This is a genomic window from Streptomyces sp. NPDC093546 (genome assembly GCF_044765045.1).
Taxonomy (GTDB): domain Bacteria; phylum Actinomycetota; class Actinomycetes; order Streptomycetales; family Streptomycetaceae; genus Streptomyces.
In genome coordinates this window covers 19,297-45,293 of record NZ_JBIWJG010000002.1, presented here as the reverse complement: position 1 = coordinate 45,293, position 25,997 = coordinate 19,297, and the positions used below count along the sequence as shown (strand labels likewise).

Below are 25,997 nucleotides of genomic sequence, written 5' to 3'. Positions count from 1 at the left end.
CCCAGCCGTGGCTGACCGCATCGAGGCGGTCGAATTGCGAAACACGGAGTTGACGGGCGCGTGCCGAGACTCCGGAAGGTTTCGCATTTCGCATGTCCATTTTCAGTTCTGACCACGCTGTCCTGCCCGAGGCCGACGAGGCGCTCGTCGAGGCCGTAGAGGCCGTCGAGACCGACGCCATCGCGGACGTCGTCGCCGACGACGAGCCGACCATCACCTTCGCGGACCTCGGTCTGCCCGAGGGTGTCGTCCGCAAGCTCGCGCAGAACGGCGTGACCACGCCCTTCCCGATCCAGGCCGCGACCATCCCGGACGCCCTGGCCGGCAAGGACATCCTCGGCCGCGGCCGCACCGGCTCCGGCAAGACCCTCTCCTTCGGTCTGCCGCTGCTCGCCACCCTGGCCGGCGGCCACACCGACAAGAAGAAGCCCCGCGGCGTCATCCTCACCCCGACCCGTGAGCTCGCGATGCAGGTCGCGGACGCCCTCCAGCCGTACGGCGACGTGCTCGGCCTCAAGATGAAGGTCGTCTGCGGCGGTACGTCCATGGGCAACCAGATCTACGCGCTGGAGCGCGGCGTCGACGTCCTCGTCGCCACCCCGGGCCGCCTGCGCGACGTCATCAACCGCGGCGCCTGCTCGCTGGAGGCCGTCCAGGTCGCGGTCCTCGACGAGGCCGACCAGATGGCCGACCTGGGCTTCCTGCCCGAGGTCACCGAGCTGCTCGACCAGGTCCCGGCCGGCGGTCAGCGCCTGCTCTTCTCCGCCACGATGGAGAACGAGATCGCGACGCTGGTCAAGCGCTACCTCACGGACCCGGTCGTCCACGAGGTCGACAGCGCCCAGGGCAACGTCACGACCATGACGCACCACGTCCTCGTCGTGAAGCCGAAGGACAAGGCGCCGGTCACCGCCGCGATCGCCGCCCGCAAGGGCCGCACCATCATCTTCGTCCGCACCCAGCTGGGCGCCGACCGCATCGCGGAGCAGCTGCGCGAGGCGGGCGTGAAGGCCGACGCGCTCCACGGCGGCATGACGCAGGGCGCGCGTACCCGCACCCTCGCCGACTTCAAGGACGGTTACGTCAACGCGCTCGTCGCCACCGACGTCGCCGCCCGCGGTATCCACGTCGACGGCATCGACCTGGTCCTGAACGTGGACCCGGCCGGTGACCACAAGGACTACCTGCACCGTTCGGGTCGTACGGCCCGTGCGGGCAAGTCCGGCGTGGTCGTCTCGCTGGCCCTGCCGCACCAGCGGCGCCAGATCTTCCGCCTGATGGAGGACGCGGGCGTCGACGCCTCGCGCCACATCGTCGGCGGCGCCGGCGCCTTCGACCCGGAGGTCGCCGAGATCACCGGCGCCCGGTCCCTGACCGAGGTGCAGGCCGACTCCGCGAACAACGCCGCCAAGCAGGCCGAGCGCGAGGTCGCCGAGCTCACCAAGCAGCTGGAGCGCGTGCAGCGCCGCGCCGCCGAGCTGCGCGAGGAGGCCGACCGCCTGGTGGCCCGCGCCGCGCGCGAGCGCGGTGAGGACCCCGAGGCCGCCGTCGCCGAGGTGACGGAGGCCGCGGAGGCCGAGCTCGCCGAGGTCGCCGCCGCCCTCTCCGTACCGGAGCAGCCGCGCGACGAGCGCCGCGACCGTGACGACCGACGCGACGACCGCCGTGACGACCGTCGCGAGGGTGGCTTCCAGCGCCGGGACGACCGGGGCAACTTCCAGCGCCGCGACCGTGACGACCGCGGTGACCGTGGTGGGTTCAACCGGGACCGTGACGACCGTGGTGGCCGTTCCTTCGAGCGCCGCGACAACGACCGTCCGTCGGGTGGCTTCCGTCGGGACAACGACCGTCCGTCGGGTGGCTTCCGTCGGGACAACGACCGTCCGTCGGGTGGCTTCCGTCGGGACAACGACCGTCCGTCCAGCGGTGGCTTCCGCCGGGACAACGACCGTCCGTCGGGTGGTTTCCGCCGCGACCGTGACGACCGTGGTGGGTTCAACCGGGACCGTGACGACCGTGGTGGCCGTTCCTTCGAGCGTCGCGACAACGACCGTCCGTCGGGTGGTTTCCGCCGCGACAACGACCGTCCCTCCAGCGGTGGCTTCCGCCGCGACGACCGCCCCTCCGGCGGCCACCGTGGCAGCGACCGCCCGTTCAACCGCGACCGTCGCGACGACCGTCCGTCCAGCGGTGGCTTCCGCCGGGACAACGACCGTCCGTCCAGCGGTGGCTTCCGCCGCGACGACAAGCCGCGCTGGAAGCGCAACGGCTGATCCGTACGCCTGACGCGTACGTCTGATCCACGCGCCTGAGACGGGCCCGTACAGCACTCCGGTGCCGTACGGGCCCGTTCCGCGTCGCAGGGGAGGACACCGATACTCGATCGGCTCCCCGACGCGGGGGGACTATGCTCGGCATGACGCTCCGCGCCCGGGCTATGCTGCGGGTTACGGGCCGTTAGCTCAATTGGCAGAGCAGCGGACTTTTAATCCGTTGGTTGTGGGTTCGAGTCCCACACGGCCTACCGAAGGCAAGACAGGGGAAACCCTCTGACCTGCTGTGAAGCGCCCCACCTGGTTGCGACCGGGTGGGGCGCTTCGTCGTTCCATGGCGGGTGCGTGAGCGATGCGTGAGCGGATGGTCTGGGCAGGAGGTGGATCCCGGCGGACTGAGGGGCAGCTGACGGCCTCACCGACTTCAGGCGAGAGGCGGCATCCGCCCACAGCGGCATGTCGAACTCCTCGTCGACCATGTCCCCCTCGTACCAGCCGGAGCCGGCCAGCCACGTTTCCAGCCACTCGGCCAAGCTGCCTGCGTCGACGAACCAGGCGCTGGTGAGGTCCTGGCCGGTGATCGCGTTCGGATCGAAGACCAGGACCGTCCCGTCCTCACTCAGGCAGTCGACGGTGGCGATCATGGCGCAGCCCCGGGCGAGGATCGGCACGACTCCCTTGGGCCAGGACCGCCAGGTGTCCGCGTCGGCGGGTGGCACGCGGTCGAGGTAGCCGTCGACCACGGTGTCTTCTTCGGCAGCCGTTGCTCGGGTGAGAGGGAAGAGCGTGTACTCAGGGCCGAAACCCCCGTCCCCCGCCTGCCAGTAGAGGGCTGCAAGTAGGGGATGCAAGGGGAACCCAAGGCGTTCGTCGGCCGCGGTGAGGGCGTCTGCGGTCACAGGGGGACGGTGCGGTCTGTTCGCCGCAGCCCTGATGGAGACGCGCTCCAGCAGATCGTCGTACTCGTTCACGCCGGGCATCCTCGCCGATACCTCTGACAGCCGTGGCCGGTGCGGCAGACTGCCTTCCACGACCTCAGCCAGCACTCTCGCCTCGTCGGACGAGATGCACATGTATCTCGTCGGGCAGCTCGAGATGGGGCTGCGCCGCATCGGCATGAGGGGCGGAGAGGCAAGCATCAGGCTTCTTCTGACCACCTCGCTGTAAATGTCGGCGGAAGTAGACATGAAATGTCCCGTCGCCGACTACTTGACGACCGTGACCACGACCACGAGGACGGCGCTGATCACCGACAGGGACGTAGCGAACGCCTTGCCGGATGTGGCGATGCACGCAGGGACAGGGCTACCGCCCCAGCGGGCGACGGCGAAGGCCGCTCCGGCTGTAAGCAGCGAGAGGACCAGGGCCAGGGTGATCGACAGGACCAGCATCGCAGTGTGGGTGAGGCTCACGGATCCCCTCCGAGTCGGTTCAACAGGTGACGATGCACTCGCGCACCGCCTTGAATCGACGATCCACCTCCCACCTGCGCCGATAAGCCGGTTGGATGTTGTTTATGGGACAACGAGGGTTGTTCGAAGAACAACTCGCTGAGGAGAGACTGCGTGGGGACAGCGAAGCGGCCGGGGCGACCGTGGACAGAGGCGCGCGGGGCGTGCAAGGAGATCAATGACCTCGTCCGCATATTGCGCGACTGGCTTGACGCGTCGAATGTGTCGGTGGCCAGACTGCACCGGCTACTTACGCCGGAGCACTTCGGAGGGGATGTACCGGCGTTGGGGCGCCTGCACAGGCAACTCAGTGGTGTGGGGCTGACCTGGGAGCTGGCCGAGGCCGTCGCCGATGTGTGTTTCCCACACGAGAGCGGGCAGCAGGCCGCCGACCGACTGGAGCTGATCCGGCCGTTGTGGGTGGCAGCGAACACGGCCCCGACTCCGGCTTCGACCGATTCCGCGTACGACCTTGTCGAGGCCCAGAGGGGAACGATCGCGGCACTGGAGGAGCTCAATCGGGTCCGCCAGGCGTTCGAGGTCAGCGAGCAGGCGCGGTTGCAGGCCCTGCAGGTGGCTACGGTCCTGTTCACCCTGCTCGGACAGGCACAGGCCCAGGTGGCTCAGCTCACACGACGGCTGGACGCGATGCGCTCCGTCGCCAATCCCGAGCCGGTCGAGGTCCAGATGACGTCGGGTCGTCTGGTGCGAGCCCAGACACAGACAGATGACCTCCGCCTGCAACTGGTCCGCGCCGAGGCTGAGCGGGACAGAGCGCAGCAAGTCGCCGATCTTGCAGCCCGTCAGATCATGTACTTGGAGGCGGAGCTGCGGGAACGTGGTCGCGATACGGAGGGCGGCGGACGGCTCGCGGGGGGCGCGGATGTTGTGTTCGGTGCTTCAGTGGGTGCTGCGGAGGACGACGCCCTTGACCAGGTCGACGCGGTGCTCCGCAAGGCTCGCGATGTACTCGACCGCGAGCACGAGGTTGTTCAGGAGGCGGCTGAGGACATCGGATGGTGGGATGCCGAGGAGCAGCGAGTTGCTGGCAGAGTCATTCCTGGTCAGGCCATCGGCATGGAGGGTCCCGGCCCGGACGACGGGTTGTCTGGAACAACCCCTGACAACCCTCTGGCCAGCGAAGATGCATTGGCTGACGCCATTCCGCTTGCGGCGTTCCCGCTCAGCGACGTCCTGGAAGGAGCCCTTGATCAGATCGATCAAATCGGCTCGGCGGGTTTGACCGGTCTGCCGACTGGCTTCAAGGACCTCGACAGCCTGACGGACGGGCTGCACCCGGGGCAGTTGATCGTTCTCGCCGGCGCCCCCTCAATGGGCAAGTCCACCCTCGCCCAGGACATCCTGCGGTCAGTCTCCATCAGTCAGGGGCTTCCGTCGGTCCTCTTCACGCTTGAGCAGGGCAGGAACGAGGTGGTGATGCGGCTGCTGTCAGCCGAATGCCGGGTCGCCCTGCACCACATGCGCTCCGGCACGATGACCGACGAGGACTGGACACGGCTGGCGCGACGTATGCCGGATGTGAACGCCGCGCCCCTCTACATCCAGGACGGCGGCCTTTCGTCCTTCACGGAACTGTGCTCGCACGCCCGTCACCTGCGTGCCCGGAACGGTATCCGGCTCATTGTCGTCGACGCCCTGCACCTGCTCACCTACGACCCGCGGCCGATGGACTCGCGCTTCGAGGAGATCGCTGAGGTCGTGCGTCAGCTCAAGCTCCTGGCTATCGAACTCGAAGTGCCAGTGATCGCTGTCTCTCAGCTCAACCGGGGCCCCGAGACGCGCACCGACGTGAAGCCGACGCTCGCTGACCTGCATGCGTCCGGCACGCCCGAGAACAACGCAGACCTGGTTGTCCTTCTGCACCGGGAAGATGCTTATGAGAAGGAGTCACCTCGTGCAGGAGAGGCCGATCTGATCATCGCCAAGCACCGCCAGGGTCCGACCGGCGTCATCACCGTGGCCTTCCAGGGGCACTACTCCCGGTTCGTCGACATGCGCTAGCTGGGCTTATTTCCTTTGGGATCTCAGATTCCGTGGCCAAGTTTCACGAATGATGGCCAACCGATGGTCACTCCCGAGAATCCGCAGGTCAAGGGCTTGCCCTTGGTAGCTTTTCCGAGCATTTGGCCACGGTTGTGAGAGTGGGCGGTTGGCCAAGCCGTGAGACAGCGCGACAACCACCAAGTGGCAGCGTCAGTGTCGGCCACGAGCGGCGAGACACACCCGGATTCGGTCTTCGCTCGGGAGCCGCAACATCGACCGAGCTGGAAACGTTGAATCCAGGGGGAGGGGCGATCTGAGCGCCTCCCGGGACAGCCCCAGAGAGGTGATCGTGCACGATCAGTGGAACCCCGACCTCCAGGCCCGTCTCAACCAGATGGCCAAGAAGCTGCTACAGATCGGCGGGGACTGCGCGTCTCCTAAGGACCTGCAGTACTACCTGAGCGAGCTGAGCGGCCTGGCTAGCGCGATCCGCTACAGCGTGGAGCACGCCGCGTGGCGGTCCCTGCTGGCGGAGGGTGCCCCGCTCGACAGCAAGCCCTCGTCCCGCGAGGTGCAGGAGCAGGACCTACAGGGCGTGCAGGAGCAGAGGCCGGTGCTCCGACTGGCCCAGTAGCAGCGCCGCTCGCCCCGGGAGCCGCGGGCACGTTCCGCTTCCCGCTACTACGCCACAGCTTCCGGCATTAAACCCAGTAGAACGTAGGGACGCCATCGGGGCCGGTTCGTTTCAGACCCAGCCCCCATGGCGTGTTGACGTGTACTAAGGCTCAGAGCTGTGCCTCGACTCCGAGGCTTCCGGCGGTGATGGCCCCCCGCAGGACGTGGGCGATCTCCTCGGGCTTGAGGTCGATGCCGTCGAGCCCCTCCACGGTCAGCGGGATCTCCTCCAGCGCGTATTCGCCGCGGCCCTCGGCGCTGAACTCGGGACCGGTGCGGTCCTCGAAGGACCACGTCGCGATGCGGGCGAGGTAGAAGAGCTGGCGCTCGTCGTCGGTCTCCATCGTGTGGAGGAGGCGGATGATGTCGGCCTTCCCCGCGATCTCCTCGTGGATCTCCCGGTGGAGGGCGGCCTCCCGGGAGGCGTCGCCGGGTTCGACGCCGCCGCCGGGCAGGACCCAGTACTCGGGGATGCCGGGCCTGGTGCGGCGGATGACCAGCATCGTGTCGTCGGCGGTGACGAGGACGGCACGGACTCGTTCGATCATTTCGGTTCGTCTCCTTGCTTGTTGACGGCCTCAGTGCAGCAGCCAGCCGCCGTCGACGTGGACGGACTGCCCCGTGATGAACGAGGCGGAGGGGCCCGCGAGAAACGCCACCAGGGCCGCGACGTCCTCGGGTCGGCCCCGGCGCGGGACGCACTGGCGTTTGATCTGGTCCTCCGGCCGGGCACGGTGCTGGGCGGGGATCGTGTTCTCGGCCTCGACCTGGATGGCCCCGGGCAGGACCGTGTTGACGCAGATCCCGTACGGGCCCAGTTCGCGGGCGAGAGAGCGGGTCAGGCCCAGCAGCCCGGCCTTCGCGGTGCTGTACGCAACGAGGTTCGTCCGGCCGGCGCGGGCGTTGACGCTGCCGATGTTCACGATCCGGCCCCAGCGGCGCTCGACCATGCCGGGGGTGAACGCGTGGCAGGTGCGGTAGTGGGCGGTGAGGTTAACGTCGATGGAGTAGTTCCAGGCGGTCTCGTCGGTGTCCTGCCAAGCGACGCGGGGGTAGGAGCCGGCGTTGTTGACCAGGATGTCGACGGGCCCGATCTCGGCGCGGACGAGGTCGGCCATGGTGTGGACGGAGCCCGGGGCGGTCAGGTCGGCGTTCACCGCGATCCCGGGGCTGCCTGCGCGTTCGAAGGCGGCGAGGAGGGCGTGGGCGTCGGGGTCCTGGCCGAGGTGGTTGACCGCGACGGTCGCGCCGGCGGCGGCGAGCGCCCGCCCGATCTCGGCGCCGATGCCGGTGGCCCCGCCGGTGACGAGGGCGTTGCGGCCCTGGAGCGGCCGGGCCTGGAGGGGGGACTCAAGCAGGGGCAGGGACATCGCTGCTCCGTTCACCAGGGTGGGGGTGCGAGGCCGGTGTGGTGGTGAAGAAGGTGTCGAGCGTCGTGTGTGGGTCCTGGCTCTCGGCGAGCCTGATCAGGACGAGCAGGAGGTCGTGTCCCGTCAGCCGGGAGGGCGGGATGACCCCGAGGATGCGCAGGGTGAGGAAGGCACGGATCTCCTCCAGCCCGCTGCGACCGCTCTGTCCGCTAAGACCGTCCAGGGCCCGGGTGATGGCCGCACCGCGGCCGGGGCCGGTGTTCCAGGAGTACCGGATGTCGATGTGCCGGCTGCTCCGGCCCATTTCCAGGTGCTCGACGCGCGGGCGGGACAGGGGCGGCAGGGCGAGGCGGAGGGTGTGGGCGTATACGTCGGGCTGATAGCGGGGGACGAGCCAGCCGCCCAGGGCCATCAGGTACCAGAGCAGGTTGGCGGCCTCGCCCGCGACGGTGTTGAGGCCGGCGAACTCGAAGTCGAGCCAGCACAACGGGTCGGCGATGTTGGGTTCCGCGGGGTCGCCCTGCGTCAGGCCGGCGAGCAGGCGGCGGTCGGGAGCCAGAGCGTGGCGAAGGCTGTCGATGGTGTCGGCAACGTTCACCGTCAGCGGTCTGCCGTTGGCGGTGAGGGTGAAGTCGGCCAGTTCCCGAAGGGTGAGGGCCGTATCGGTATGGGGCAGGACGAGCGGTAGGTCGCGGCGCAGGTACCAGCGGTCCAGACAGCCCCCGGGACGGATGCGGTCGAGGTAGAGGTACGGGACGCACTCGGCCAGTGGCACGTTCTTCGCGGTCTCCTCGGCCGCTGCCCGCAGGTCGGCGCAGACGCCGTCCACGAGGCGGTCGAGGCGGGGCTGCATGGCCGGGTCGCGGTCGGCGAGGACGATCACGTCGCCCAGGAGCAGCTCGCACCGGCCGGTGGCGAAGACGTCCTCGTAGGCGAGGAGCTGCCTGTCCGGCAACGCGATCTGCCCGTGGAGGGCCGGGACCGCAATACGGGAGGCGAGCCGTGCCCATCCCTTCGCCTCGGCCTCGGCCTGCTCGCGGGTCGCCACCGGCTTGTGGAAGGCGCCTGCCGGTGCCGCGGTTCGCCAGGTGCTCGCGCTCACCGCGTCTCCCTGGGGAGGGTGTCCAGCCACGCCTGGAGAACGAGGCGGGCGAGCGCTTCGGCGGCGGGGCGCTCGGTGCGAGCGGTTGCGGCCAGGCTCGTGTCCTGCCGTCTGGCGTCGAGGAGGACGGTGAGGGCGTCGCTGTCGGAGGGGCACTCGATCCCGCTGAAGCGGAGATGGGTCTTCGCGAGCAGCGCGGTGACCTTGTAGAGCGCGCGAAGGTCCGGGGTCCTCTTGAGGAGCTGGCGGCGGATCTCGATGGCGGCCTGGACGCCGTCGCGCAGGCTCACGGTGACGTCGGTGGCCGCGTCCGGAGCGGGAAGGGCCAGGCCAGGGGGTGGCCCACAGGGGGACCAGCGCCCCGCTGCCGATGAGCGCGAGGACGTGGAGGAGGCGGGAGGTGACGGCGCCGGCTCGGCACTCGGCCCGGGGCAGGAGGGTGATGCCCAGTTTGACCCCGCCGAGTTTCGTTTCCAGGTCCGCGAGGATCTGGCGCAGCTCGTCGAGGGAGGAGGTGTCGGCCACGACCAGGACGTCGAGGTCGCTCCAGCCGTGCTGGTACTTGCCCCGAGCGCCGCTGCCGGTGACGGCCAGCAGGTCGATCAGCGGGCGCAGGCCGGTGGTGCGGTCGAGGAGCTCGGCCAGGTAGGACTCCAGGTGCACGGGGAGTCCGAGCGCGTTGACCGGTATGGCGGAGGGCTGGTGCTCCGGCCAGCGGCGGTCGAGCGCGATCCGGTCCAGCCGCCGCTCCAGCGCCAGGCGCGGCCCGTCGTTGCCGATGACCTCGCGCGCGATGGAGATGATCTTGTCCGCGCCCCGTGCGCGTTTGACGTGGTCCCGGTCGGCGACGTCCTGGGCCCCGGCGGTGCCCCGCCGCATGCGGGTGGCCTCGGAGGCGTCCAGATAGGCGATGGTGAGCTGGGGCCCGAGCATCCGGGCGAGTTCGGCGGTCGAGTCGCCGTCGTGCAGCGACTCGATGCTGACGGAGTCGAGAAAGTGGTGGGCATGGCAGAAGCGGTCCAGCGCGTCCACGACCAGCTCGGCCTGCACGACCGACTCCTCGCCGACCTCGGCAGCGTCCGCCTCCGCCAAGGTGACGTCGACGGCGCCATGGCCACCTGGCGCGACTTCCTCGACTGCGCGGACGGCATCCGCTCGGTCAAGGTCCAGGCCGCACTCCAGGACATGCGGGTCCGTCTTCGGCGGTACAGCGGAGTGGCGGAGACGCAAGAGCTGTGCGAGAGGGCCGCCCGAATCACGGGCTAGTAATGGCCCCGATTGGGAATCTTGGTCAGGGTGGAGATTTCCGCCGATCCCTTATCTCTGCGATATGTGCCTCATCGACGATTGCCACCCAGCCTGCTGGCCACGGGGCGGCGATCCCAGGAGTATCCTCAGCAGCCAGTTCCACCCAGTTATCGGGCCAGTATCGATCGGCATGGCCGAATGCTTCGCAATCGTAGACCTCTGGAGGTGAGGTGAATTGTGCCCACCGGAAGTCAGTGCCCGCCCGGAAGGAGTCGAGCCAAAACGTCGCACGCTCAGCCCGGGCATGCCGAAATGTGACGGGTCCGTGGAACACGGCGTGCGTGAACCAGGCGTGTTCCACTACCGTCGTATGGTCGAAGTAAGCGTCTTCGCTAAACTGTGATCGCGAGAACTCTGCATTGAAGCCGAAGTAGCTTCCTTGGAAGTAGGCGTAGCCGTGGAAGGCCACCCACCGGAACCAGCTGACTCCCTCGAAGCGTGCGCGCTGGAACGAGACCTCGTATCCAAGGAATGCGGCTCCGACGAATCTGGCCTCCCCGATGAAACGTGCATCATCAAAATGAGCCTCCCCCTCGAATTGTGCTTCGTCGAAGTCGGCGCGGAGGAACTCACAGCCGCTAAAGTAAACATCGCGGAGGAACGCCCGCTTTAGGTCAACCTCCATGTCTGGCCAGAAGGAAGTGTTCGTGGCGGTCGCGCCTTTACCGCGTTCGGGCCGCAGACGGGCAGCCAGCACCATCTGGGCCGTGCGTCTGACCTGGCCCTCGCCAGCGTCGCTGGTGTCTGGAGGGATACGGAGGTAGTCACACAACTCGTCGACGATGCGCTGCCGCTTCTCGCGGTACTGGTCCCCTAGGTCTCCCAGCGTGCGCAGAGCGGCCATGCGTACGTGGGGCGATCGGTCGGCCAGATGATCAACTGCCTTCTGATGCAGTACCTCGAAGGACACCAGAGGGGGATCGTGCTCGTGGCTGGGGCCCGCAGTCGGCGCGGCGGGACTGGTTAACTCAGGGCCAGGTATGCGCAGACTCAACTCCTGGTGTAGGCGTTCTAGTTGACTGTGCTCCTTACGCCACCAGTCGAGTGACACCGGAATCGAGCTCGACCTACTGTGCCCATCCATGCGATGCGCGCAGCCCGTGACCCACTGCCTGACGACGTAGAAGTCCTGCGGCCTAGCGTGGCCTCCGTTCTCGGTCTTCGAAACGGTGGCAGGGGAGACCCCGATGGCTGCGGCGAGCTCGCGCACGGTCAGTCTGGCCTCTACGCGCAGTTGGCCGAGCAAACCCCCGAATCGCCGGACGGCCTTCTGCCAGTCCGTAGCCACCTCGTTCACCCCAGCATCCTCTCAGGACCTCAGCCTCGACTCGTCGATCACCAGGAAACTCCTAGTTTCCCTGTTCGGGGCGCGTTCGCGGCCTGTCTGCGATCAGCACTGTTCAGGGCCTGCGGCGACCAATCTCGACCCAACGACAGCAGTGATGACGAGGAGAGGACCATGAACAAGGATGGCCGGGTGGTGCTGGTCCAGATACGCGGAGCGGCTGAGGGGACGACGGTAGTAGTCGTACTGGAGGGACAGGCCGGTGCAACGGCCGCACCGGTACCCAAGCTGCGCCACAGTTGGCGGCTGTATGCACTTCCGCTAGCGGATGTGTTGGTCCGGGCGCTCAGTGGTTCCGCCGCCCTGGCACTCATGCATGAGGCTCAGCAGTTCCGCTGGTCTGAGGTTCTGGACTGGTTGATTTCCTGACCTCTGGCGGCTGCTGGCCCTCCTGTCCCTATAGGGGAGGGTCAGCGACCTGTGGCAGTTCTGCTCGCGCTAAGTGCCAGGCCGCAGTGCGGTGACACGTAGGTGGCAGCGCCAGATGAGTTCCAGCTGACGCAGGTAACCACGGGGAATGAGGGGAGCAACAGCGCTGGTCAAATGGCGGGCCGCAGCGACGTCCGTCCGTGCGTGAGCGATGCGTGAGCGGACGTTCGACACAGCCTGGTCTTGGCCGGATCGCTCAGCACCGCTCACCCCGTCCGACCAGGCATCCCTGGACGGAGCAACACTGCTCGCCATCATCCGGTCGGAGCCAGCCAGGACTTTTAATCCGTTGGTTGTGGGTTCGAGTCCCACACGGCCTACCGTCGATGTACCGCCGAGAATGCCCTGACCTGCGAGGACGCGGGACAGGGTGGCGGAACGCCCCATCTGCGGCTCCTGGATCCCGATCCGGTGGCCGCAGGTGGGGCGTGCACGTTTCTCAGCCGGCGGCCGGTTCGGGCCGGACGATCTCCCGTTTGAGGATCTTGCCGGTGGGGCCCTTCGGCAGGAAGTCGGCGATCCACACGATGCGCGGGTACTTGAAGGGTGCGACGCGCTCACGGACGAAGCCGAGCAGTTCGTCGGGTGTGGCGGACGCCCCGTCACGCAGCACCACGGCGGCGGCGACCTCCTGGCCGTGGACGGGGTGCGGGACGCCGAGGACCGCCGCCTCCGCGACCGCTGGATGGGCGTAGAGCACCTCCTCCACCTCGCGCGGATAGACGTTGTACCCGCCGCGGATGACCAGGTCCTTGATGCGGTCCACGATCCGGAAGTCCCCGCGGGCGTCCCGGGTGCCGAGGTCACCGGTGTGCAGCCAGCCGTTCCGTACCGTCTCCGCGGTCTCCTGCGGACGGCGCCAGTAGCCCCGCATGACGTTGTGCCCGCGGATGACGATCTCGCCCACCTCGCCGTCGGGCAGCTCCTTGCCCTCGCGGTCGACGACGCGCATCTCGACGCCGTCGACGGGGATGCCGACCGTGCCGGCGACGCGCTCACGGTCGAGGCGGTTCACGCAGGCGAGCGGTGACGACTCCGAGAGCCCGTACCCCTCCAGTACGGCGCAGCCGAACACCTTCTCGAACCCGTGCAGCACCTCCACGGGCAGCGGGGAGCCGCCGCACAGGCCGACGCGCAGGGTGGAGAGGTCGTACGGACCCGACTCGGGGCTCTCCGCCAGCCGCAGCATCAGCGTGTACATCGTGGGGACTCCCAGGAGGACGGTCACCCGGTCCCGTTGGATCACGGAGAAGGCGGCTGCCGGTGTGAAGCGGGCCAGCAGGGTGAGGCAGGCGCCCACCGACACCGCGCAGTTCAGCCCCATGACCTGTCCGAAGGAGTGGAAGAGCGGCAGCCCGCCGAAGATGACGTCGGCGGGGCCGAGGCGCAGCACGCGCGCGCCCTCGTCGATGTTGCGGCGCAGGTTGTGGTGGGTGAGTTCGGCGCCCTTGGGCTTGCCGGTGGTTCCGGAGGTGTACAGGACGACGGCGGAGTCCGCGGGTGAGCGCGGCTCGTCGTGGGCCGACGGGAGGTGGGTGCGCAGCGTGGCGAGGAACGCCTGCGGTTCGACCACGATGCGCGGGGTGCCGGCCCGGCGGGCGCCTTCAGCCGCTTCGTCCCCGTCCTGGTGCCAGGCGAAGAGGAGGGCCGCTCCCGCGTCGTTCAGGCAGTGCTCGATCTCCCCGGCCTTCAACAGCGGGTTCATGGGCACGACGATCGCCCCGGCGCGGAGGATGCCGTAGTACAGCACCGCGAAGAGGGGGGAGTTGGGGAGCAGGACGGCGACGCGGTCGCCCGGTGCCGTGCCCAGGGCGCGGAGCAGGGCGGCGGCCCGGGAGCTGAGGTCGTCCAGCTCGGCGAACGTCAGCTCGTCGCCGTCGAACCGCAGGGCCGGGCGGTCGGGGTACGCGGCGGCCGCGCGGGCCAGGAGGGCGGGGACGGTGCCGGGGTCGGGGGCAGGCTCGGGCTGCATCGGGTCATCCTCCAGTGCGGCGGTTCTCGTACGGCGGTTCTCGTACGGCGGTTCCAGTGCGGCGGTTCTCGTACGGCGTTCCCGTACGGCGGGTCGAGGGCGAGCGGGCGACCGCGGCTCAGGACGATCGCGGCCGTCGGCAGGGCGTCACGGTGGCAGCGCTCGCCCGGGCGGGCCGCCCGGTATCAGGCCGCCCGGTCGGAGGCGAGGACGACTCGCTCCGCCCAGGCCCCGATGCGTTCGACGAGGCCGCCGTGGTGTCGTATCCAGCGGAAGTGGTCCAGCGGGCGGCCTCCCGCGTCGGCGCACGCGTAGTGGAGGCGTTCGACCCGGGCGGCGGGCATCTTGGCGCACAGATGGTCCACGGCCGTCGGCGGCGCCATGGTGTCGTTCTCGACGTCGACGGCGAGGACGGGCAGCGTCACCGCCCGCAGCGCCCGCTCGTAGTCCACCCGCGCCCCGGGGACGGTGTAGCGGCCGGTGCGCATCTGGCGGGCCCAGTCCCGCATGAGGCGCGCCGTTTCCCGGCCGCCGAATCCGAACCGCTCCCCCGGCCAGTACCCGAGTATCCCGGCCCCCAGGGCGCTGAGCTGACTCCGTACCAGCCACCGCGCGCCGTCGCGCCCCAGTGTCCGGTACCAGGCGGAGCCGCTGGCGACGAGCACGACGCCGTCGAGCCCCGCGGGTTGGAACAGCCCGCAGTGCACCAGCCCCAACTGCCCGCCCAGGCTGTGCCCGAGCAGCAGCCGCGGTGCCGTGGGGTACGCGGTGTCGACGAGGTCGAGCACGGCCCCGATGTCGTGCTCGACGATGTCGCGGTAGCCGAACCGGACGCCGCGCGCGGGCACGGGCACGCTCTCGCCCTGCCCGCGCAGGTCCGTCGTCACCACCGTCATGCCGCGCCGGTGCAGCGCCCGCACGAGCGGGAGGTAGTTCCGCGCGGGCGTCCCCATCGCGGGCAGCAGGACGATGACGGGCGCACCGGCGTCGTCGTCCCGCGCCCGTACGCGTACGGTGAGCCGCGCGCCGTCGGGGGCCGTGATCTCGCCCAGCAGCGGCAGGCGGGGTTGCTTGGCGCTCATCCCAGCCGCCAGCCGAGCACACCGGCACCCCAGGTGATCCCCGCGCCGAAGGCCGCCACGCCCAGCACCCCGGACGGCCCGAGCCGGCCGGCCTCCTGGGCGTGGGTCAGGGCGATGGGGATGGACGCCGACGAGGTGTTGGCCACGCGGTCGACGTTGAGGAACAGCTTCTCGGGTGGCACCCCGATCTCCTTGCCGACGGCCCTCACGATGCGGGCGTTGGCCTGGTGGGCGACGAAGAGGTCGACGTCGTCGCAGGTCAGGTGGCGTCGCTCCAGTACCCGTCGGGCCGCGTCGCTCATCTTCTCCACGGCGTGGACGAAGATCTCGGGGCCGTTCATGCGGAGTTTGCGGTCATGGCGGTCGGCGAAGAGCAGGGGGATCTGCTCGCCGTCGGAGGCGAGGTGGAAGGCGGGCGCGACGGGAGCGTTCGGGAGGTCGGTGAGGACGACGGCACCGGCGCCGTCGCCGAGCAGGACGGCCGTCGACCGGTCCTGGGCGTCGGTGATGCGGGTCAGCGCCTCCGCCCCGCAGACGAGGACGGCCTCCGCCCGCCCGGACTCGATCAGCGCCGTCCCGTGGTCCAGCGCGTAGACGAATCCGGCGCAGGCCGCGTGCAGGTCGAAGGCGGCGGCCTGCGGTGTGCCGAGCCGTGCGGCCACCTCCACCGCCAGCCCGGGCGTCGTCCGGTCGGGTGTGGTCGTCGCGACGACGACGTGGCTGAGGTCGGCGGCGTCCCGTCCGGCCTGCCGCAGCGCTGTTCGGGCGGCGGTGACGGCGAGGTCGGCGAGCCGGCCGTCCTCGGGCAGGAAGCGGCGTTCCCTGATCCCCGTCCGCTTGACGATCCATTCTTCCGACGAACCGATCGACTCGAAGTGGCTGTTCGGCACGGTGCGTTCGGGCAACGCCGCGCCGATACCGGTGATCGCCGCTGTCATCGTGCGGTCTCCTTCCCGGAGGTCCGGCCGCCGCCCACGCCCATGCGGACGGCGTGCATTCCGCCGTCGGCGTGCACGATCTCGCCGGTGACGGCGGCGGCGAGATCGGAGAGCAGGAACAGGACGGGCCCGGTGAGGCGCTGGACGTCCGCGCGGTCCCAGCCGAGCGGCGCCTCCTGCTCCCACCGGTCGGCGATGGCGTCGAAGGTGCTGATGGCCGACCCCGCCACCGTCTCCACGGGTCCGGCGGCGACGAGGTTGACGCGGATGCCGCTGTCACCGAGGTAGAGGGCGAGGTAGCGGCAGACGGCGCCGAGGGCGGCCTTGCTGACGCCCATCCAGTCGTAGCCGGGCCAGGCGCCGGTGGAGTCGAAGTCCAGCCCGACGACGCTGCCGCGCTTCCTGGCCAGCAGGGGGGCGAGTGCGGCGGTGAGCCCGTGCAGGGAGACGGCCGCCGTCTGGAGGGCGTGCGTGGCGCTTTCCACGGGGGTGGTGAGGAAGTTGCCGCTCAGTGCGGACTGCGGGGCGGCGGCGATGGCGTGCAGGACGCCGTCGACCGCACCCCATCGGCCCTCCAGCTCCTTGGCCAGCCGGGTGAGGTCGTCCGGCCGGGTGACGTCCAGCTCCAGGACGTCCGTGGGGTGCGGCAGCCCGGCCGCCGCGGCCTCGGTGATCCGCCGCGTCCGGCCGAACCCGGTCAGCAGGACCTCCGCGCCCGCCTCCTGGAGGGCCTTGGCGGTGTGCCAGGCGATGGAGTCGTCGTTGAGGACCCCGGTCACGAGATAGCGGCGTCCTGCGAAGCCGAGCATCACGCTGTGGCCTTTCGTCGGTCAGGGGGTGGAGAGGACGAGCGCCGCGTTGTGGCCGCCGAAACCGAACGACGTGGACAGGCCCACCCGCGGCCGGTCGCCGCCGGGCAGCTCGCGTGCCGTCCGGATCAGGTCGAGCCCGCCGAGCCGCTCGTCCGGCTGCCGGAGGCCGGCGGTCGGGGGTGCGACGGCGTGGCGCAGCGCCTGCAAGGTGACGATGGCCTCCACCGCTCCGGCCGCGCCGAAGAGGTGCCCGATGCCGCCTTTGCTGGACGACACCGGGATGCCGGCCAGGGTGTCGTCGCCGAGCGCGAGGCGCAGGGCGTCGCACTCCAGCCGGTCGTTGAGCAGGGTGCCGGTGCCGTGGGCGTTGACGTAGTCCAGCTCCCCGGGGGCCGTCCCGGCGTGGCGCAGCGCCTGGGAGACGGCCTCGGCGGCGGGGCGGCCGCCGGGCTCGGGGGCGGTGAGGTGGTGGGCGTCGGAGGTGGCGCCGTAGCCCCGTACGACGCCGAGGACGTCGGCCCCGCGCCGGGCGGCTCCGACGGCCGTCTCCAGGACGAGGACGCCGGCGCCCTCCCCGATGACGAAGCCGTCGCGCTCCGCGTCGAACGGCCGGCAGCGGCCGGTGGGCGAGAGCGCCCCGGCGTTGCGGAAGGCGGCGCTGACGAGCTCCGACGTCGACGCTTCGGCGCCGCCCACCACCACGGCGTCCGCCGCGCCGGCCGCCAGCATCCGCATCCCCGTACCGATGGCCTGCGCGCCGCTGCTGCACGCGGACGCCACGCACAGCGACTCGCCCCGGAAGCCGTACCGCATCGACAGGTGCGCGGCGGCGGCGTTGGCCATCATCTGCGGCACCATGAGCGCCGAGACGTACTCGGCGCCCTGCTCGGCGAGGACCGGGCCCTGCGCCTCGAAGCTGGCCGTTCCGCCGAGGCCGCAGCCGATGACGCAGGCGACGCGCCCGGCGTCGTACGGCGCGGCCCCGGGTGCCCAGCCGGCGCGCGTCAGCGCCTCCTCCGCCGCCACCAGCGTGAACTGCGTGAACCGGTCGGTGCGACGCACGAGGTGACGGGAGAGGTGGTCGGCGGCGCGGAAACCGTCACAGGTACCGAGCCCGTCGTGCAGCCCGCTCTCTCCGGCGACGGCCCGCTCGTGCAGCACGTCGGCGCCGACACCGAGCGGGGTGACCGCGCCGAAGCCGGTCACCACCGCCCCCGTCACGGCGTCACTCAAGTCCGGCCTTCGCGTAGCAGAGCTCGAGTATCTGGCCGACGGTGTCGAGCCCGTCGAAGTCCTTCGGTTTCACCGGGACCTGCAGGTCCTTCTTGATGGCCTGCGCCAGTTCGACCATGTCGAGCGAGTCGATCTCCAGGTCGTCGAGCGCGGCGTCGGGGCGGATGTCCCCGTCGTCGACACCGAGTTCCACCAGCGCCTCGTGGATGAACTTCTCGATCGCGGCGTGATCAAGCATGGGTGATGTGCCCTCCTCGTGCGGGACGTCGTGGGGGTTGCGTGCCGTCGGCTTCGCGGGCTACGCCGCGACCTTGGTGGCGTGGAGCGGGGACCAGTGCCACTGCCGCCAGTAGCTCTCCGCGATGTCCAGCCACTCCTCCAGCCGCTCCGCACTGTCGAGGAACCGGCTGGCGCTGACCACCAGCCAGCTGTAGACGGCCTGGCTGTCCCGGCAGCCGCCGCAGTCACCGGAGGTGCAGCAGAACTGGAGCGTCTCGTAGTCGGCGCCCCAGGCCGCGAAGCCGGGGATCACCGGATTGCCGTTGGCGACGCGCTCCTCATGGTCCGGGTGGTCCACGCTCAGGCTCGGGCAGACGTCGTAGCCGAACCGGGCGCCCCAGTGGGAGGTGCCGGTGATGAGGGTGCGGATGAAGTACGGGTGGCTCACCACCGTCTCCGGGTACAGCTCCTTGACCCGCAGCGCCTCTTCCAGCACCCGGCGCTCGTTCTCGATCTGGATCGGGTGGTCGGAGCCGTGCTCGCTGTAGAAGTTGAAGGTGACGATGTTGCCGTTGTCCGCGATCTTCCGGACCGTCGGCTCCAGATACTGCAGGCCGGCCTCGGAGAGCGCGAAGATGAACAGCACCCGGGGGTCGTCGCGGTAGTGGGAGAGCGCCGTGTCGAACAGGCCGGTGAACTTGGAGCCGTTGACGCGGATGGCACGCAGGTCGTCGTCCAGCGGCCCGCCGCCGAAGATGCTGACGGCCACGGCGATGTGCTCGAAGCCCTGCATGGGCATCGGGCGCAGCCCGTTGGTGGAGATGGTGATGTACGGCAGTTCCTCGACGAACGCCTCCACCCGGCGCAGGACCAGCGTGGGTTCCCCGCCGATCAGTGTCGCCTGGTTGACGCCGTCGTCACGCAGCCTCCTCGCGAAGGCCTTGATCTTGTCGACGTCGGACAGTTCCTTGACCGCCGTGTCGAAGCCGCCCTCGAAGTACCAGCAGCCCTTGCAGCGGATGTTGCACGTGTTGGTCAGGTGCACCTCGCACGAGCGGACGGTACGTCCGAGTCGGCGCAGACGGTGCAGCCGGTCGGCCAGGTCGGGCCGCTCCGCCAGCAGAGCGGCGGTCCGCTCCTTGGCCTCCCTGCGGGTAAGGGGGCGCTGGCCTATGGTGACCGGTGTCGCCATGGGGATGTGCTCCTCGTTCTCGGGATCTCAGAGACGTGCTGTCGTTGCCACTCCCCTCACGGGACGCTCGGGGAGCGTCCCGCCTACTCCGGAACCTTCAGCCCCAGGTTCTTGATGCGGGGCGTCACCTTCTCCCGCCAGATTTCGCGCGCCTGACCGTTCGTCGTCTGCCGCAGGCCGAAGCGGACCGCCATGCGGGAGCGCTCGGACCGCGAGCTGCCGAAGATCCGCTCGAACCCGGGCCACAGCCGGTCCAGCGCCTGCTGCAGTTCTTCACGTCCTTCGTCCGTCTGCGCCAGATTGCGGCAGACCCGCGCCCCGTGCGCGATGTGGACCTTCTCGTCGAGGATGATGGTGCGGACGGCCTCGGCCCACGGCTTGTAGCTGCTCTGCGCGAACTCGGAGATCATCACCATCGCCGTCTCCTCACCGATGTAGGAGAAGATGCCGCGTTCGGCCCAGGTGGTGCACTGGTGGAACTCGTGGCCGGCGAAGAGGTTCCGCTCGGCGAGCGTCTGCTTCTCCATGTAGGCCGTGTCGATGCCGATGTCGGCGAGGACGCGCTTGCCGATCTTGTAGTGGTCGTACTCCTCGACCGCGCGTTCCGCGCAGACCTGCCGCTCCTCGGCGTTGGGCGCCAGCGGCAGGAAGACCTGTATGTAGTCGTCGGCGCCCGAGAGTTCCCCCTCGGTGTTGACGATCATTGCCCGGATCGCGATCTCCCGGTAGTCCTCGGGCATCGCGAGGAATTCGTCGGGAGTGCGGACTACGACGACCTCATCGCTCGGGATGGTGAATGACATGTGCGTTTCTACACCTCACTGGCCCCCACCGGGTCCAGGCATGCCGGATCACCGAAACTCGGTCGGGGAAATCGGGGATGGGGATTGTGTACGCGCCCGAACGGAACTCCGGTTCCGCTTCACCTGTCCGCGCCGCCGGTCGGCACCGCTGCCTTCAGCAGAGCGGGCCGACGATAACCACACCCCAAACGGGTGTTCAATGGAAAACTTTCGGCCACGGCAGCCGACACGCCACCGAGAGGTGTCGGGATTCCCTCTCCCTACCCTCTCCCCGGCAGGGGGTGGGACCACCTCCGCCACCCGGAACGCCCTCACGGCGCAGCGCCTCCCATCTGCGGTGACTCCCCACCAAGCGCCACCGGTGGAGTGCGCTCGAATCCGCCGTCGTAAATCGGCCAAGGACTCCCCGCAAACATTCCTTCCCTATGCACCGAAGTCTCAAATGCTGAGCCGAAGCGCGTCCAGCAGGCAGGCTCAACTACCCTCGAATCAGGGCCTCCTGACCAATCCGCAGCCTGGACAGCCCCCCTGATTTCTTTATGCTTGGGGCATGCAGCCTTCTGTCCCCCCGCCCGCAGTCGCCTCCCGCCTGGCCAGCGTCGTTTCCTCGCCGGTACGGGACATCCTGTTGCTCACCGAACGCCCCGAAGTGATCTCTTTCGCGGGGGGACTTCCGGCTCCGGAACTGTTCGACGTCGACGGCCTGAAGGCGGCATTCGACCGCGTCATGGCCGAAGGGGCCCGCCGGGCCCTCCAGTACTCCACCACCGAGGGCGACGCCGACCTGCGCGAGGCCATCGCGCGGCGGCTCACGGCGCGTGCGCTGCCGACCGGCGCCGACGACCTGGTGATCACGACGGGTTCGCAGCAGGCCCTCACCCTCATCACCACGACCACCCTGGAGGCCGGCGACGTCGTCCTGGTCGAGGACCCCTGCTACCTGGCCGCCCTCCAGACCTTCGGCTTCGCCGGCGCCCGCGTCGTCCCCGTCCCCACCGACGACGACGGCATCATCCCCGAGGCCCTGGACGAGATCGCCGCCCGCGAACCCGCCAAGCTGCTCTACCTCGTCCCCACCTTCCAGAACCCCACCGGCCGCACCCTCCCGGCCGCGAGGCGGACCGCCGTCGCCGAGACGGCCGCCCGGCACGGCTTCTGGATCGTGGAGGACGACCCCTACGGCGAACTCCGCTACGACGGCGAGCAGGTGCCCTGGATCGCCACGTCCCCCGCCGCGTCCGACCGCACCATCCTGCTGGGCTCCTTCTCCAAGATCATGGCTCCCGGCATGCGCCTCGGCTACCTGCGCGCCCCCGCGGCCATCCGCCGGTCCTGCGTCATCGCGAAGCAGGCCGCCGACCTCCACACCTCCACCGTCGACCAGGCCGTGGCCGCCCGCTACCTGCGCGACAGCGACCTGGACGCCCACATCCGGACCATCCGCGACGCCTACCGGGGACGCCGCGACGCCCTCCTCGACGGCCTGCCCGCCGCCCTGCCCGCCGGCAGCCGCTGGAACCAGCCCGCCGGCGGCATGTTCGTCTGGGCCCGCCTGCCCGAGGGATCCGACGCCACCCAGCTCCTCCAGGTCGCCATCGGTCACGAGGTCGCCTACGTCCCCGGCGCCCCGTTCTTCGCCGGCGAGCCCGACCCGGCCGCCCTGCGCCTCTCCTTCACCACCCACTCCCCCGAGGAGATCACCGAGGGCCTGCGCCGTCTGGCCAAGGCGTTCGCGTAATCCGCAGCCCCTACCCGCGTCATCCACGTGCCCCAGAAGGGATTCCCATGCCCACCGAGTCGGCCACCCTGGTTGACGACGCCCCGATGACCCCCGCCGCGCTCAACGACATGATCGCGCGGGACTTCCAGGACTACGCCGCCTGCGAGGTCACCGAGGCCACCGGAACCCGCCTCACCATGGAGGCCGACGGCACCCGTCTCCGCACCCGCCCCGGCGGCACCATCTCCGGTCCCGAGCAGGCCGCCCTCGTGGACCTGGCCGCCTTCCTGCTCATCAACGCGCGCCTGGGCCGCCCGACCCCCATGGCCCTGACCAGCTCCCTCCAAATCAGCTACCTCAGCCGCCCCCGCCCGGGTCTGCTCCGTACCCACGCGGAGATGGCCAAGTTCGGCAACCGCCTCTGCGTCGTCCTCGCCGAACTCCGCGACAGCGCCGGCACCCTGGCCGCCACCGCGACGGTCACCTACTCCGTGCCCCGGTAGCCCTCGGGCGTGCGTCAGGTGGCCCGATCCGGGCCGCCGGGCGGCAGCGCCCGGCACAGCGCCTCCAGCGCCGCGCCGTAGGCGTGGTCCGGCGGGGTGGCGTAGCCGACGACCAGGCCGTCGCGGTGCGGCATCGTGGCCGACGGGTGGCGGAAGGCGGCGAGGCCGTCGAGGGCGATGCCCTGCCAGGTGGCCGCCTTCACCGTGGAGGCCTCCGTGCCCGGCGGGAGGCGCAGCACGGCGTGGAGGCCGGCCGCGATGCCGGTGGGCTGGATGTGCGGGGCGCGGTCGGCGAGGGCGGCGACCAGCCGGTCGCGGCGGCGCCGGTAGCGCTGGCGCATGTGGCGGACGTGACGGTCGTACGCGCCCGACGCGAGGAAGTCCGCGAGCGTGAGCTGGTCCAGGACGCTCGCCCACGCCTCCCGCTCGCCCTTGGCGGTGAGGACCGGCTCGACGAGGTGCTCGGGCAGGACCATCCAGCCGAGCCGTACGGCGGGGGACAGGCTCTTGCTGACCGACCCGAGGTAGAGGACGCGGGCCGGGTCGAGGCCCTGGACGGCGCCGACCGGTTCGCGGTCGTAGCGGAACTCGCCGTCGTAGTCGTCCTCCAGGACCAGGCCGCCGCGTCCGCGTGCCCAGTCGACCGCGGCGGCCCGGCGGGCGGGGTGGAGCGGGCCGCCGGTGGGGAACTGATGCGCGGGGGTGAGCAGCACCGCCCGTACGCCGCCCGTGAGGGAGGCCAGTTCCTCGGTCCGGGCACCGTCCTCGTCGAGGCCGAGCGGAACGGTCCGGACGCCCGCGGCCTGGAGGAGGGAGCGGTGGAAACCGAGCCCGTACGACTCGACGGCGAGCGGCCCGCGCAGGACGCCGCCGCCGAACAGCAGTCGCAGCGCGTGCGCGAAGCCGGAGCAGACGACGACGCGTTCGGGGTCGGTGTACACGCCGCGCGCGCGTGCCAGGTAGGCGGCGAGCGCGGTGCGCAGTTCGATACGGCCCTGGGGATCGCCGGGTCCGAAGGCTTCGTTCGGGGCGGCGTTCAGGGCGCGGCGGGCGGAGGTGAGCCAGGCGGCGCGGGGGAAGGAGGACGCGTCGGGGGTGCCCTGCCGCAGATCGTGGCGGGGCGCGGGGGCGGGGAGCGCCGGGGACTTCTTCGGAACGCGGGGCGGATTCGCCGGCGCGGCGCGTTCGGCGACCCGGGTTCCGGAGCCCTGGCGGGCGGTGAGCCAGCCCTCGGCGACGAGCTCGGCGTACGCGTCGGCCACCGTGTTGCGGGCCAGGCCCAGGTCGGCGGCGAGCGAGCGGTACGGCGGCAGGCGCGTACCGGGGGCGAGCCGGCCGCCGCGTACGGCGTCGCGCAGGGCGGTGAGGAGCGCGGCGCGGCGGCTGCCCGTACGGGACAGCTCCAGGTGGAGGTCGGCGCCGATGCGTTCGGCCGCTTCGGCCCAGGAGCCGGCCCGCGATCCGACCGGTGAATTGACCTCTGATTCAGGCATGGAAATGCACCCTACAGGCGGTCTTTCCGGCGCCTAGATTCATGGACATGACGACGAACACGCACAGGGACACGCACACGGACGCCGTTTCCCGGATCAACTTCGCGAAGGCCGCTCCCCAGGCGTTCAAGGCCCTGATCGGCTTCGACGCCGCGCCCGCCAGGGCCTGGACCCCGCCCTGGTCGAGCTCGTACAGATCCGTTCCTCCCAGCTCAACGGCTGCGCGTACTGCCTGCACATGCACACCACCGACGCGCGCAAGGCCGGGGAGAGCGAGGAGCGGCTGCACATGGTCGCCGTCTGGCGCGACGCGGCGCGCTTCTTCACCGAGCGGGAGCGGGCCGCGCTCGCGCTGACCGAGGCCGTCACGCTGGTCGCGGCGGAGGGCGTGCCGGACGAGGTGTACGCGCGCGCCGCCGCCCAGTTCGAGGAGGGCGAGCTCGGGCAGCTGCTCGCGCTGATCTTCACCATCAACACCTGGAACCGCATTGCCCTCAGCACGGCGAAGGTGCCGGGCGAGTAATTGGTGTTGATCTTGCTCCGCATGGCGTAGGGTGGTGTTTACCGACGCGGGGTGGAGCAGCTCGGTAGCTCGCTGGGCTCATAACCCAGAGGTCGCAGGTTCAAATCCTGTCCCCGCTACTGATGACGACGAAGACCCGGTGCCCCAAGGCACCGGGTCTTCGTCGTCATGTCGTGCGTGTGCTGCATGTCCTGGGTGGTCGCCCGGTCGCCCGGTCGGCCGATGGCGGGGCATCCTGCGGCGCGGCTCCGGACGGTGTGCGCGGGGCCCGCCTACCGTCCGTAACCGTGGGTGACAACGGCGACAGGGCCTGGGGTCGGAGCGCGCGACGCGCGAAGGTGCGCCGCTTCCTCCGGGTGGCGCCCGTACTGATGATCGTCGGCGGGGTGGTGTTCGACCTGCTGACGCCGCCCCGGTTCACGGCCGTGCCGCTGTTCACCGCCGCCCCGCTCGTCGCCGCGCCGTTCTTCACCGTACGGATCACCCTGGTGGCCGGGACCGCCGCCGTCCTGGCACTGGCCGGGCTGCGCCTCCACAGCGGCACGCTGGACGAGGCCCCGTCGATCACGGAGCTCGTCACCCTGATCACGGTCTCGGCGTTCGCGCTGATGATCAACCGGGTCGTGCGGCGCAGCGGCGAGCGGCTCGCCTCCGCCCGCGGCATCGCCGAATCCGCGCAGCGCGCCGTGCTGCCGACGCCGGCCGAGCGGATCGGTGGCCTGCGGGTGGCGGCGCGGTACGAGGCGGCGCAGGCGGACGCGTTCATCGGGGGCGATCTCTACGCCGTGCAGGACACGCCCTACGGGGTGCGGCTGGTGGTCGGGGACGTACGAGGGAAGGGGATGGGCGCGGTCGAGGCGGTGGCGGTCGTGCTGGGTGCGTTCCGGGAGGCGGCCGAGCAGGAGAGCTCGCTGGAGGGGGTGTCGCAGCGGCTGGAGCGGGCGCTCGCGCGGGAGGGGACCCGGCGCGACGGGCTCGACGCCTTCGAGGGCTTCACCACCGCCGTGCTGGCCGAGGTGGTGCGCGGCGAGGCGGTGGTGCGGATCGTCAACCGCGGCCACCCGGAGCCGCTGGTGTTGTACGCCGACGGGGGCCTGGAGCGGCTGGAACCGACCGAACCCGCGCTGCCGCTGGGGATGGCGGACCTGGGGCCGTGGCCCGACCGCGCGGACGAGGTGCCGTTCCCGCCCGGGGCGACGCTGCTCTTCTACACGGACGGGCTCTCCGAGGCGCGGGACGCGAGCGGCGCCTTCTACGACCCGGCGGAGCGGCTGGCGGGGCGGAGCTTCGCGGGGCCGGGGGAGATGCTGGACACCCTGGTCGAGGACGTACGGCGGCATACGGGGGGCGGGGGGACGACCGACGACCTCGCGCTGCTGGCGGTGAACACGCCTCAGGGGCAGCGGGCCGCGGCGGCGGGAGCATCCGGGGCGACTGGGCACGGAGGGTGATCGCTGTGGAGCCCTCCGCATAACATTTGACTAACCGTCAGAAAGTGTGGTGAGGCACACGGGGCATGAGGGGCAGTCAACTTAGCTGCCTATGCCCGT

General features: G+C 70.3%; 24 protein-coding genes, 2 tRNA genes and 2 pseudogenes. 11 read left to right on the top strand and 17 right to left on the bottom strand.

Going from position 1 to position 25,997, the window contains the following annotated elements:
• Positions 1-92: 92 nt before the first annotated feature.
• Positions 93-2,273 carry a DEAD/DEAH box helicase gene (locus ACIRNI_RS03245; RefSeq protein WP_355352654.1) on the top strand — a complete coding sequence of 727 codons (2,181 nt, stop codon included), beginning with the start codon at positions 93-95 and terminating at the stop codon, positions 2,271-2,273.
• 178 nt (positions 2,274-2,451) lie between these two features.
• A tRNA-Lys gene (locus ACIRNI_RS03240) sits at positions 2,452-2,524 on the top strand.
• On the opposite strand, the gene ACIRNI_RS03235 is transcribed toward ACIRNI_RS03240, so the two are convergent.
• A complete protein-coding gene (locus ACIRNI_RS03235; RefSeq protein ID WP_403547871.1) occupies positions 2,522-3,244 on the bottom strand; it encodes an SMI1/KNR4 family protein in 723 nt (240 codons plus the stop codon). The genes ACIRNI_RS03240 and ACIRNI_RS03235 overlap by 3 nt on opposite strands.
• Before the next feature lie 234 nt (positions 3,245-3,478).
• Entirely contained in the window at positions 3,479-3,685 is a 207-nt protein-coding gene (locus ACIRNI_RS03230; RefSeq protein WP_403547869.1) for a hypothetical protein, read from the bottom strand.
• A gap of 153 nt (positions 3,686-3,838) precedes the next feature.
• Between ACIRNI_RS03230 and ACIRNI_RS03225 the strand changes: the two genes are divergently transcribed.
• Positions 3,839-5,746 carry a DnaB-like helicase C-terminal domain-containing protein gene (locus tag ACIRNI_RS03225; RefSeq protein ID WP_403547867.1) on the top strand — a complete coding sequence of 636 codons (1,908 nt, stop codon included), beginning with the start codon at positions 3,839-3,841 and terminating at the stop codon, positions 5,744-5,746.
• A 331-nt stretch (positions 5,747-6,077) separates the two neighbouring features.
• Positions 6,078-6,362 carry a hypothetical protein gene (locus ACIRNI_RS03220; protein ID WP_403547866.1) on the top strand — a complete coding sequence of 95 codons (285 nt, stop codon included), beginning with the start codon at positions 6,078-6,080 and terminating at the stop codon, positions 6,360-6,362.
• Positions 6,363-6,513: 151 nt separating this feature from the next.
• On the opposite strand, the gene ACIRNI_RS03215 is transcribed toward ACIRNI_RS03220, so the two are convergent.
• The 4 genes from ACIRNI_RS03215 to ACIRNI_RS03200 are packed head-to-tail and all read right to left on the bottom strand — an operon-like array spanning position 6,514 to position 9,165.
• Complete coding sequence (locus ACIRNI_RS03215) at positions 6,514-6,951, bottom strand: NUDIX domain-containing protein (RefSeq protein WP_403547864.1); 438 nt, start codon at positions 6,949-6,951, stop codon at positions 6,514-6,516.
• 30 nt (positions 6,952-6,981) lie between these two features.
• Positions 6,982-7,773, bottom strand: coding sequence for an SDR family NAD(P)-dependent oxidoreductase (locus tag ACIRNI_RS03210; protein ID WP_403547862.1), 792 nt, complete (start codon positions 7,771-7,773; stop codon positions 6,982-6,984).
• Positions 7,754-8,875 carry a hypothetical protein gene (locus tag ACIRNI_RS03205; protein ID WP_403547861.1) on the bottom strand — a complete coding sequence of 374 codons (1,122 nt, stop codon included), beginning with the start codon at positions 8,873-8,875 and terminating at the stop codon, positions 7,754-7,756. The genes ACIRNI_RS03210 and ACIRNI_RS03205 overlap by 20 nt, the downstream gene beginning before the upstream one ends.
• The gene (locus ACIRNI_RS03200) at positions 8,872-9,165 is read right to left on the bottom strand and encodes a hypothetical protein (RefSeq protein WP_403547859.1); all 294 of its coding nucleotides are present in this window, start codon (positions 9,163-9,165) and stop codon (positions 8,872-8,874) included. Before ACIRNI_RS03200 ends, ACIRNI_RS03205 begins: the two co-directional genes overlap by 4 nt.
• 94 nt (positions 9,166-9,259) lie before the next feature.
• On the opposite strand from ACIRNI_RS03200, the gene ACIRNI_RS03195 reads away from it, so the two are divergent.
• Positions 9,260-10,141 (top strand): hypothetical protein, encoded by an 882-nt coding sequence (locus ACIRNI_RS03195; protein WP_403547857.1) that lies wholly within the window; start codon positions 9,260-9,262, stop codon positions 10,139-10,141.
• A gap of 25 nt (positions 10,142-10,166) precedes the next feature.
• On the opposite strand, the gene ACIRNI_RS03190 is transcribed toward ACIRNI_RS03195, so the two are convergent.
• Together ACIRNI_RS03190 and ACIRNI_RS03185 are read right to left on the bottom strand one after the other, a co-directional pair.
• Positions 10,167-11,093, bottom strand: a complete 927-nt coding sequence (locus ACIRNI_RS03190; protein ID WP_403548795.1) for a pentapeptide repeat-containing protein — start codon at positions 11,091-11,093, stop codon at positions 10,167-10,169.
• Positions 11,094-11,318: 225 nt separating this feature from the next.
• Positions 11,319-11,471, bottom strand: a pseudogene (locus ACIRNI_RS03185) (helix-turn-helix domain-containing protein); the annotation flags it as partial.
• Positions 11,472-11,642: 171 nt separating this feature from the next.
• Here ACIRNI_RS03185 and ACIRNI_RS03180 point away from each other — a divergent pair.
• Positions 11,643-11,897: a hypothetical protein gene (locus ACIRNI_RS03180; protein WP_403547855.1), complete on the top strand. Its 255-nt coding sequence runs from the start codon at positions 11,643-11,645 to the stop codon at positions 11,895-11,897.
• 499 nt (positions 11,898-12,396) lie between these two features.
• Here the strand turns inward: ACIRNI_RS03180 and ACIRNI_RS03175 are convergent, their stop codons facing one another.
• From ACIRNI_RS03175 to ACIRNI_RS03140, 8 genes are all read right to left on the bottom strand, one after another.
• Entirely contained in the window at positions 12,397-13,929 is a 1,533-nt protein-coding gene (locus tag ACIRNI_RS03175; RefSeq protein WP_403547853.1) for a long-chain fatty acid--CoA ligase, read from the bottom strand.
• A gap of 185 nt (positions 13,930-14,114) precedes the next feature.
• Positions 14,115-15,011, bottom strand: a complete 897-nt coding sequence (locus ACIRNI_RS03170; protein WP_403547851.1) for an alpha/beta fold hydrolase — start codon at positions 15,009-15,011, stop codon at positions 14,115-14,117.
• Positions 15,008-15,949, bottom strand: coding sequence for a beta-ketoacyl-ACP synthase 3 (locus ACIRNI_RS03165; protein WP_403547849.1), 942 nt, complete (start codon positions 15,947-15,949; stop codon positions 15,008-15,010). The genes ACIRNI_RS03170 and ACIRNI_RS03165 overlap by 4 nt, the downstream gene beginning before the upstream one ends.
• Entirely contained in the window at positions 15,946-16,758 is an 813-nt protein-coding gene (gene fabI, locus ACIRNI_RS03160; RefSeq protein ID WP_403547847.1) for an enoyl-ACP reductase FabI, read from the bottom strand. Before fabI ends, ACIRNI_RS03165 begins: the two co-directional genes overlap by 4 nt.
• A 21-nt stretch (positions 16,759-16,779) precedes the next feature.
• On the bottom strand, positions 16,780-17,994 hold the full coding sequence (locus ACIRNI_RS03155) for a beta-ketoacyl-[acyl-carrier-protein] synthase family protein (protein ID WP_403547844.1): 1,215 nt from the start codon (positions 17,992-17,994) through the stop codon (positions 16,780-16,782).
• Positions 17,987-18,232, bottom strand: a complete 246-nt coding sequence (locus ACIRNI_RS03150; RefSeq protein WP_403547842.1) for an acyl carrier protein — start codon at positions 18,230-18,232, stop codon at positions 17,987-17,989. The genes ACIRNI_RS03155 and ACIRNI_RS03150 overlap by 8 nt, the downstream gene beginning before the upstream one ends.
• A gap of 60 nt (positions 18,233-18,292) precedes the next feature.
• A complete protein-coding gene (locus ACIRNI_RS03145; protein WP_403547840.1) occupies positions 18,293-19,405 on the bottom strand; it encodes a radical SAM protein in 1,113 nt (370 codons plus the stop codon).
• Positions 19,406-19,488: 83 nt separating this feature from the next.
• A complete protein-coding gene (locus ACIRNI_RS03140; protein ID WP_403547838.1) occupies positions 19,489-20,208 on the bottom strand; it encodes a Phenylacetic acid catabolic protein in 720 nt (239 codons plus the stop codon).
• A 550-nt stretch (positions 20,209-20,758) separates the two neighbouring features.
• Here ACIRNI_RS03140 and ACIRNI_RS03135 point away from each other — a divergent pair.
• Complete coding sequence (locus ACIRNI_RS03135; protein ID WP_403547835.1) at positions 20,759-21,946, top strand: PLP-dependent aminotransferase family protein; 1,188 nt, start codon at positions 20,759-20,761, stop codon at positions 21,944-21,946.
• A gap of 47 nt (positions 21,947-21,993) precedes the next feature.
• The gene (locus ACIRNI_RS03130) at positions 21,994-22,431 is read left to right on the top strand and encodes a PaaI family thioesterase (RefSeq protein WP_403547833.1); all 438 of its coding nucleotides are present in this window, start codon (positions 21,994-21,996) and stop codon (positions 22,429-22,431) included.
• 14 nt (positions 22,432-22,445) lie between these two features.
• On the opposite strand, the gene ACIRNI_RS03125 is transcribed toward ACIRNI_RS03130, so the two are convergent.
• Positions 22,446-23,924, bottom strand: a complete 1,479-nt coding sequence (locus ACIRNI_RS03125) for a PLP-dependent aminotransferase family protein (protein ID WP_403547831.1) — start codon at positions 23,922-23,924, stop codon at positions 22,446-22,448.
• Between the two features lie 47 nt (positions 23,925-23,971).
• On the opposite strand from ACIRNI_RS03125, the pseudogene ACIRNI_RS03120 reads away from it, so the two are divergent.
• The 3 genes and pseudogenes from ACIRNI_RS03120 to ACIRNI_RS03110 all read left to right on the top strand — a co-directional run bounded on the left by ACIRNI_RS03120 (position 23,972) and on the right by ACIRNI_RS03110 (position 25,898).
• Positions 23,972-24,447, top strand: a pseudogene (locus ACIRNI_RS03120) (carboxymuconolactone decarboxylase family protein).
• 45 nt (positions 24,448-24,492) lie between these two features.
• A tRNA-Met gene (locus ACIRNI_RS03115) sits at positions 24,493-24,566 on the top strand.
• Between the two features lie 168 nt (positions 24,567-24,734).
• A complete protein-coding gene (locus ACIRNI_RS03110; protein WP_403547830.1) occupies positions 24,735-25,898 on the top strand; it encodes a PP2C family protein-serine/threonine phosphatase in 1,164 nt (387 codons plus the stop codon).
• The last annotated feature ends 99 nt before the right edge of the window (positions 25,899-25,997 follow it).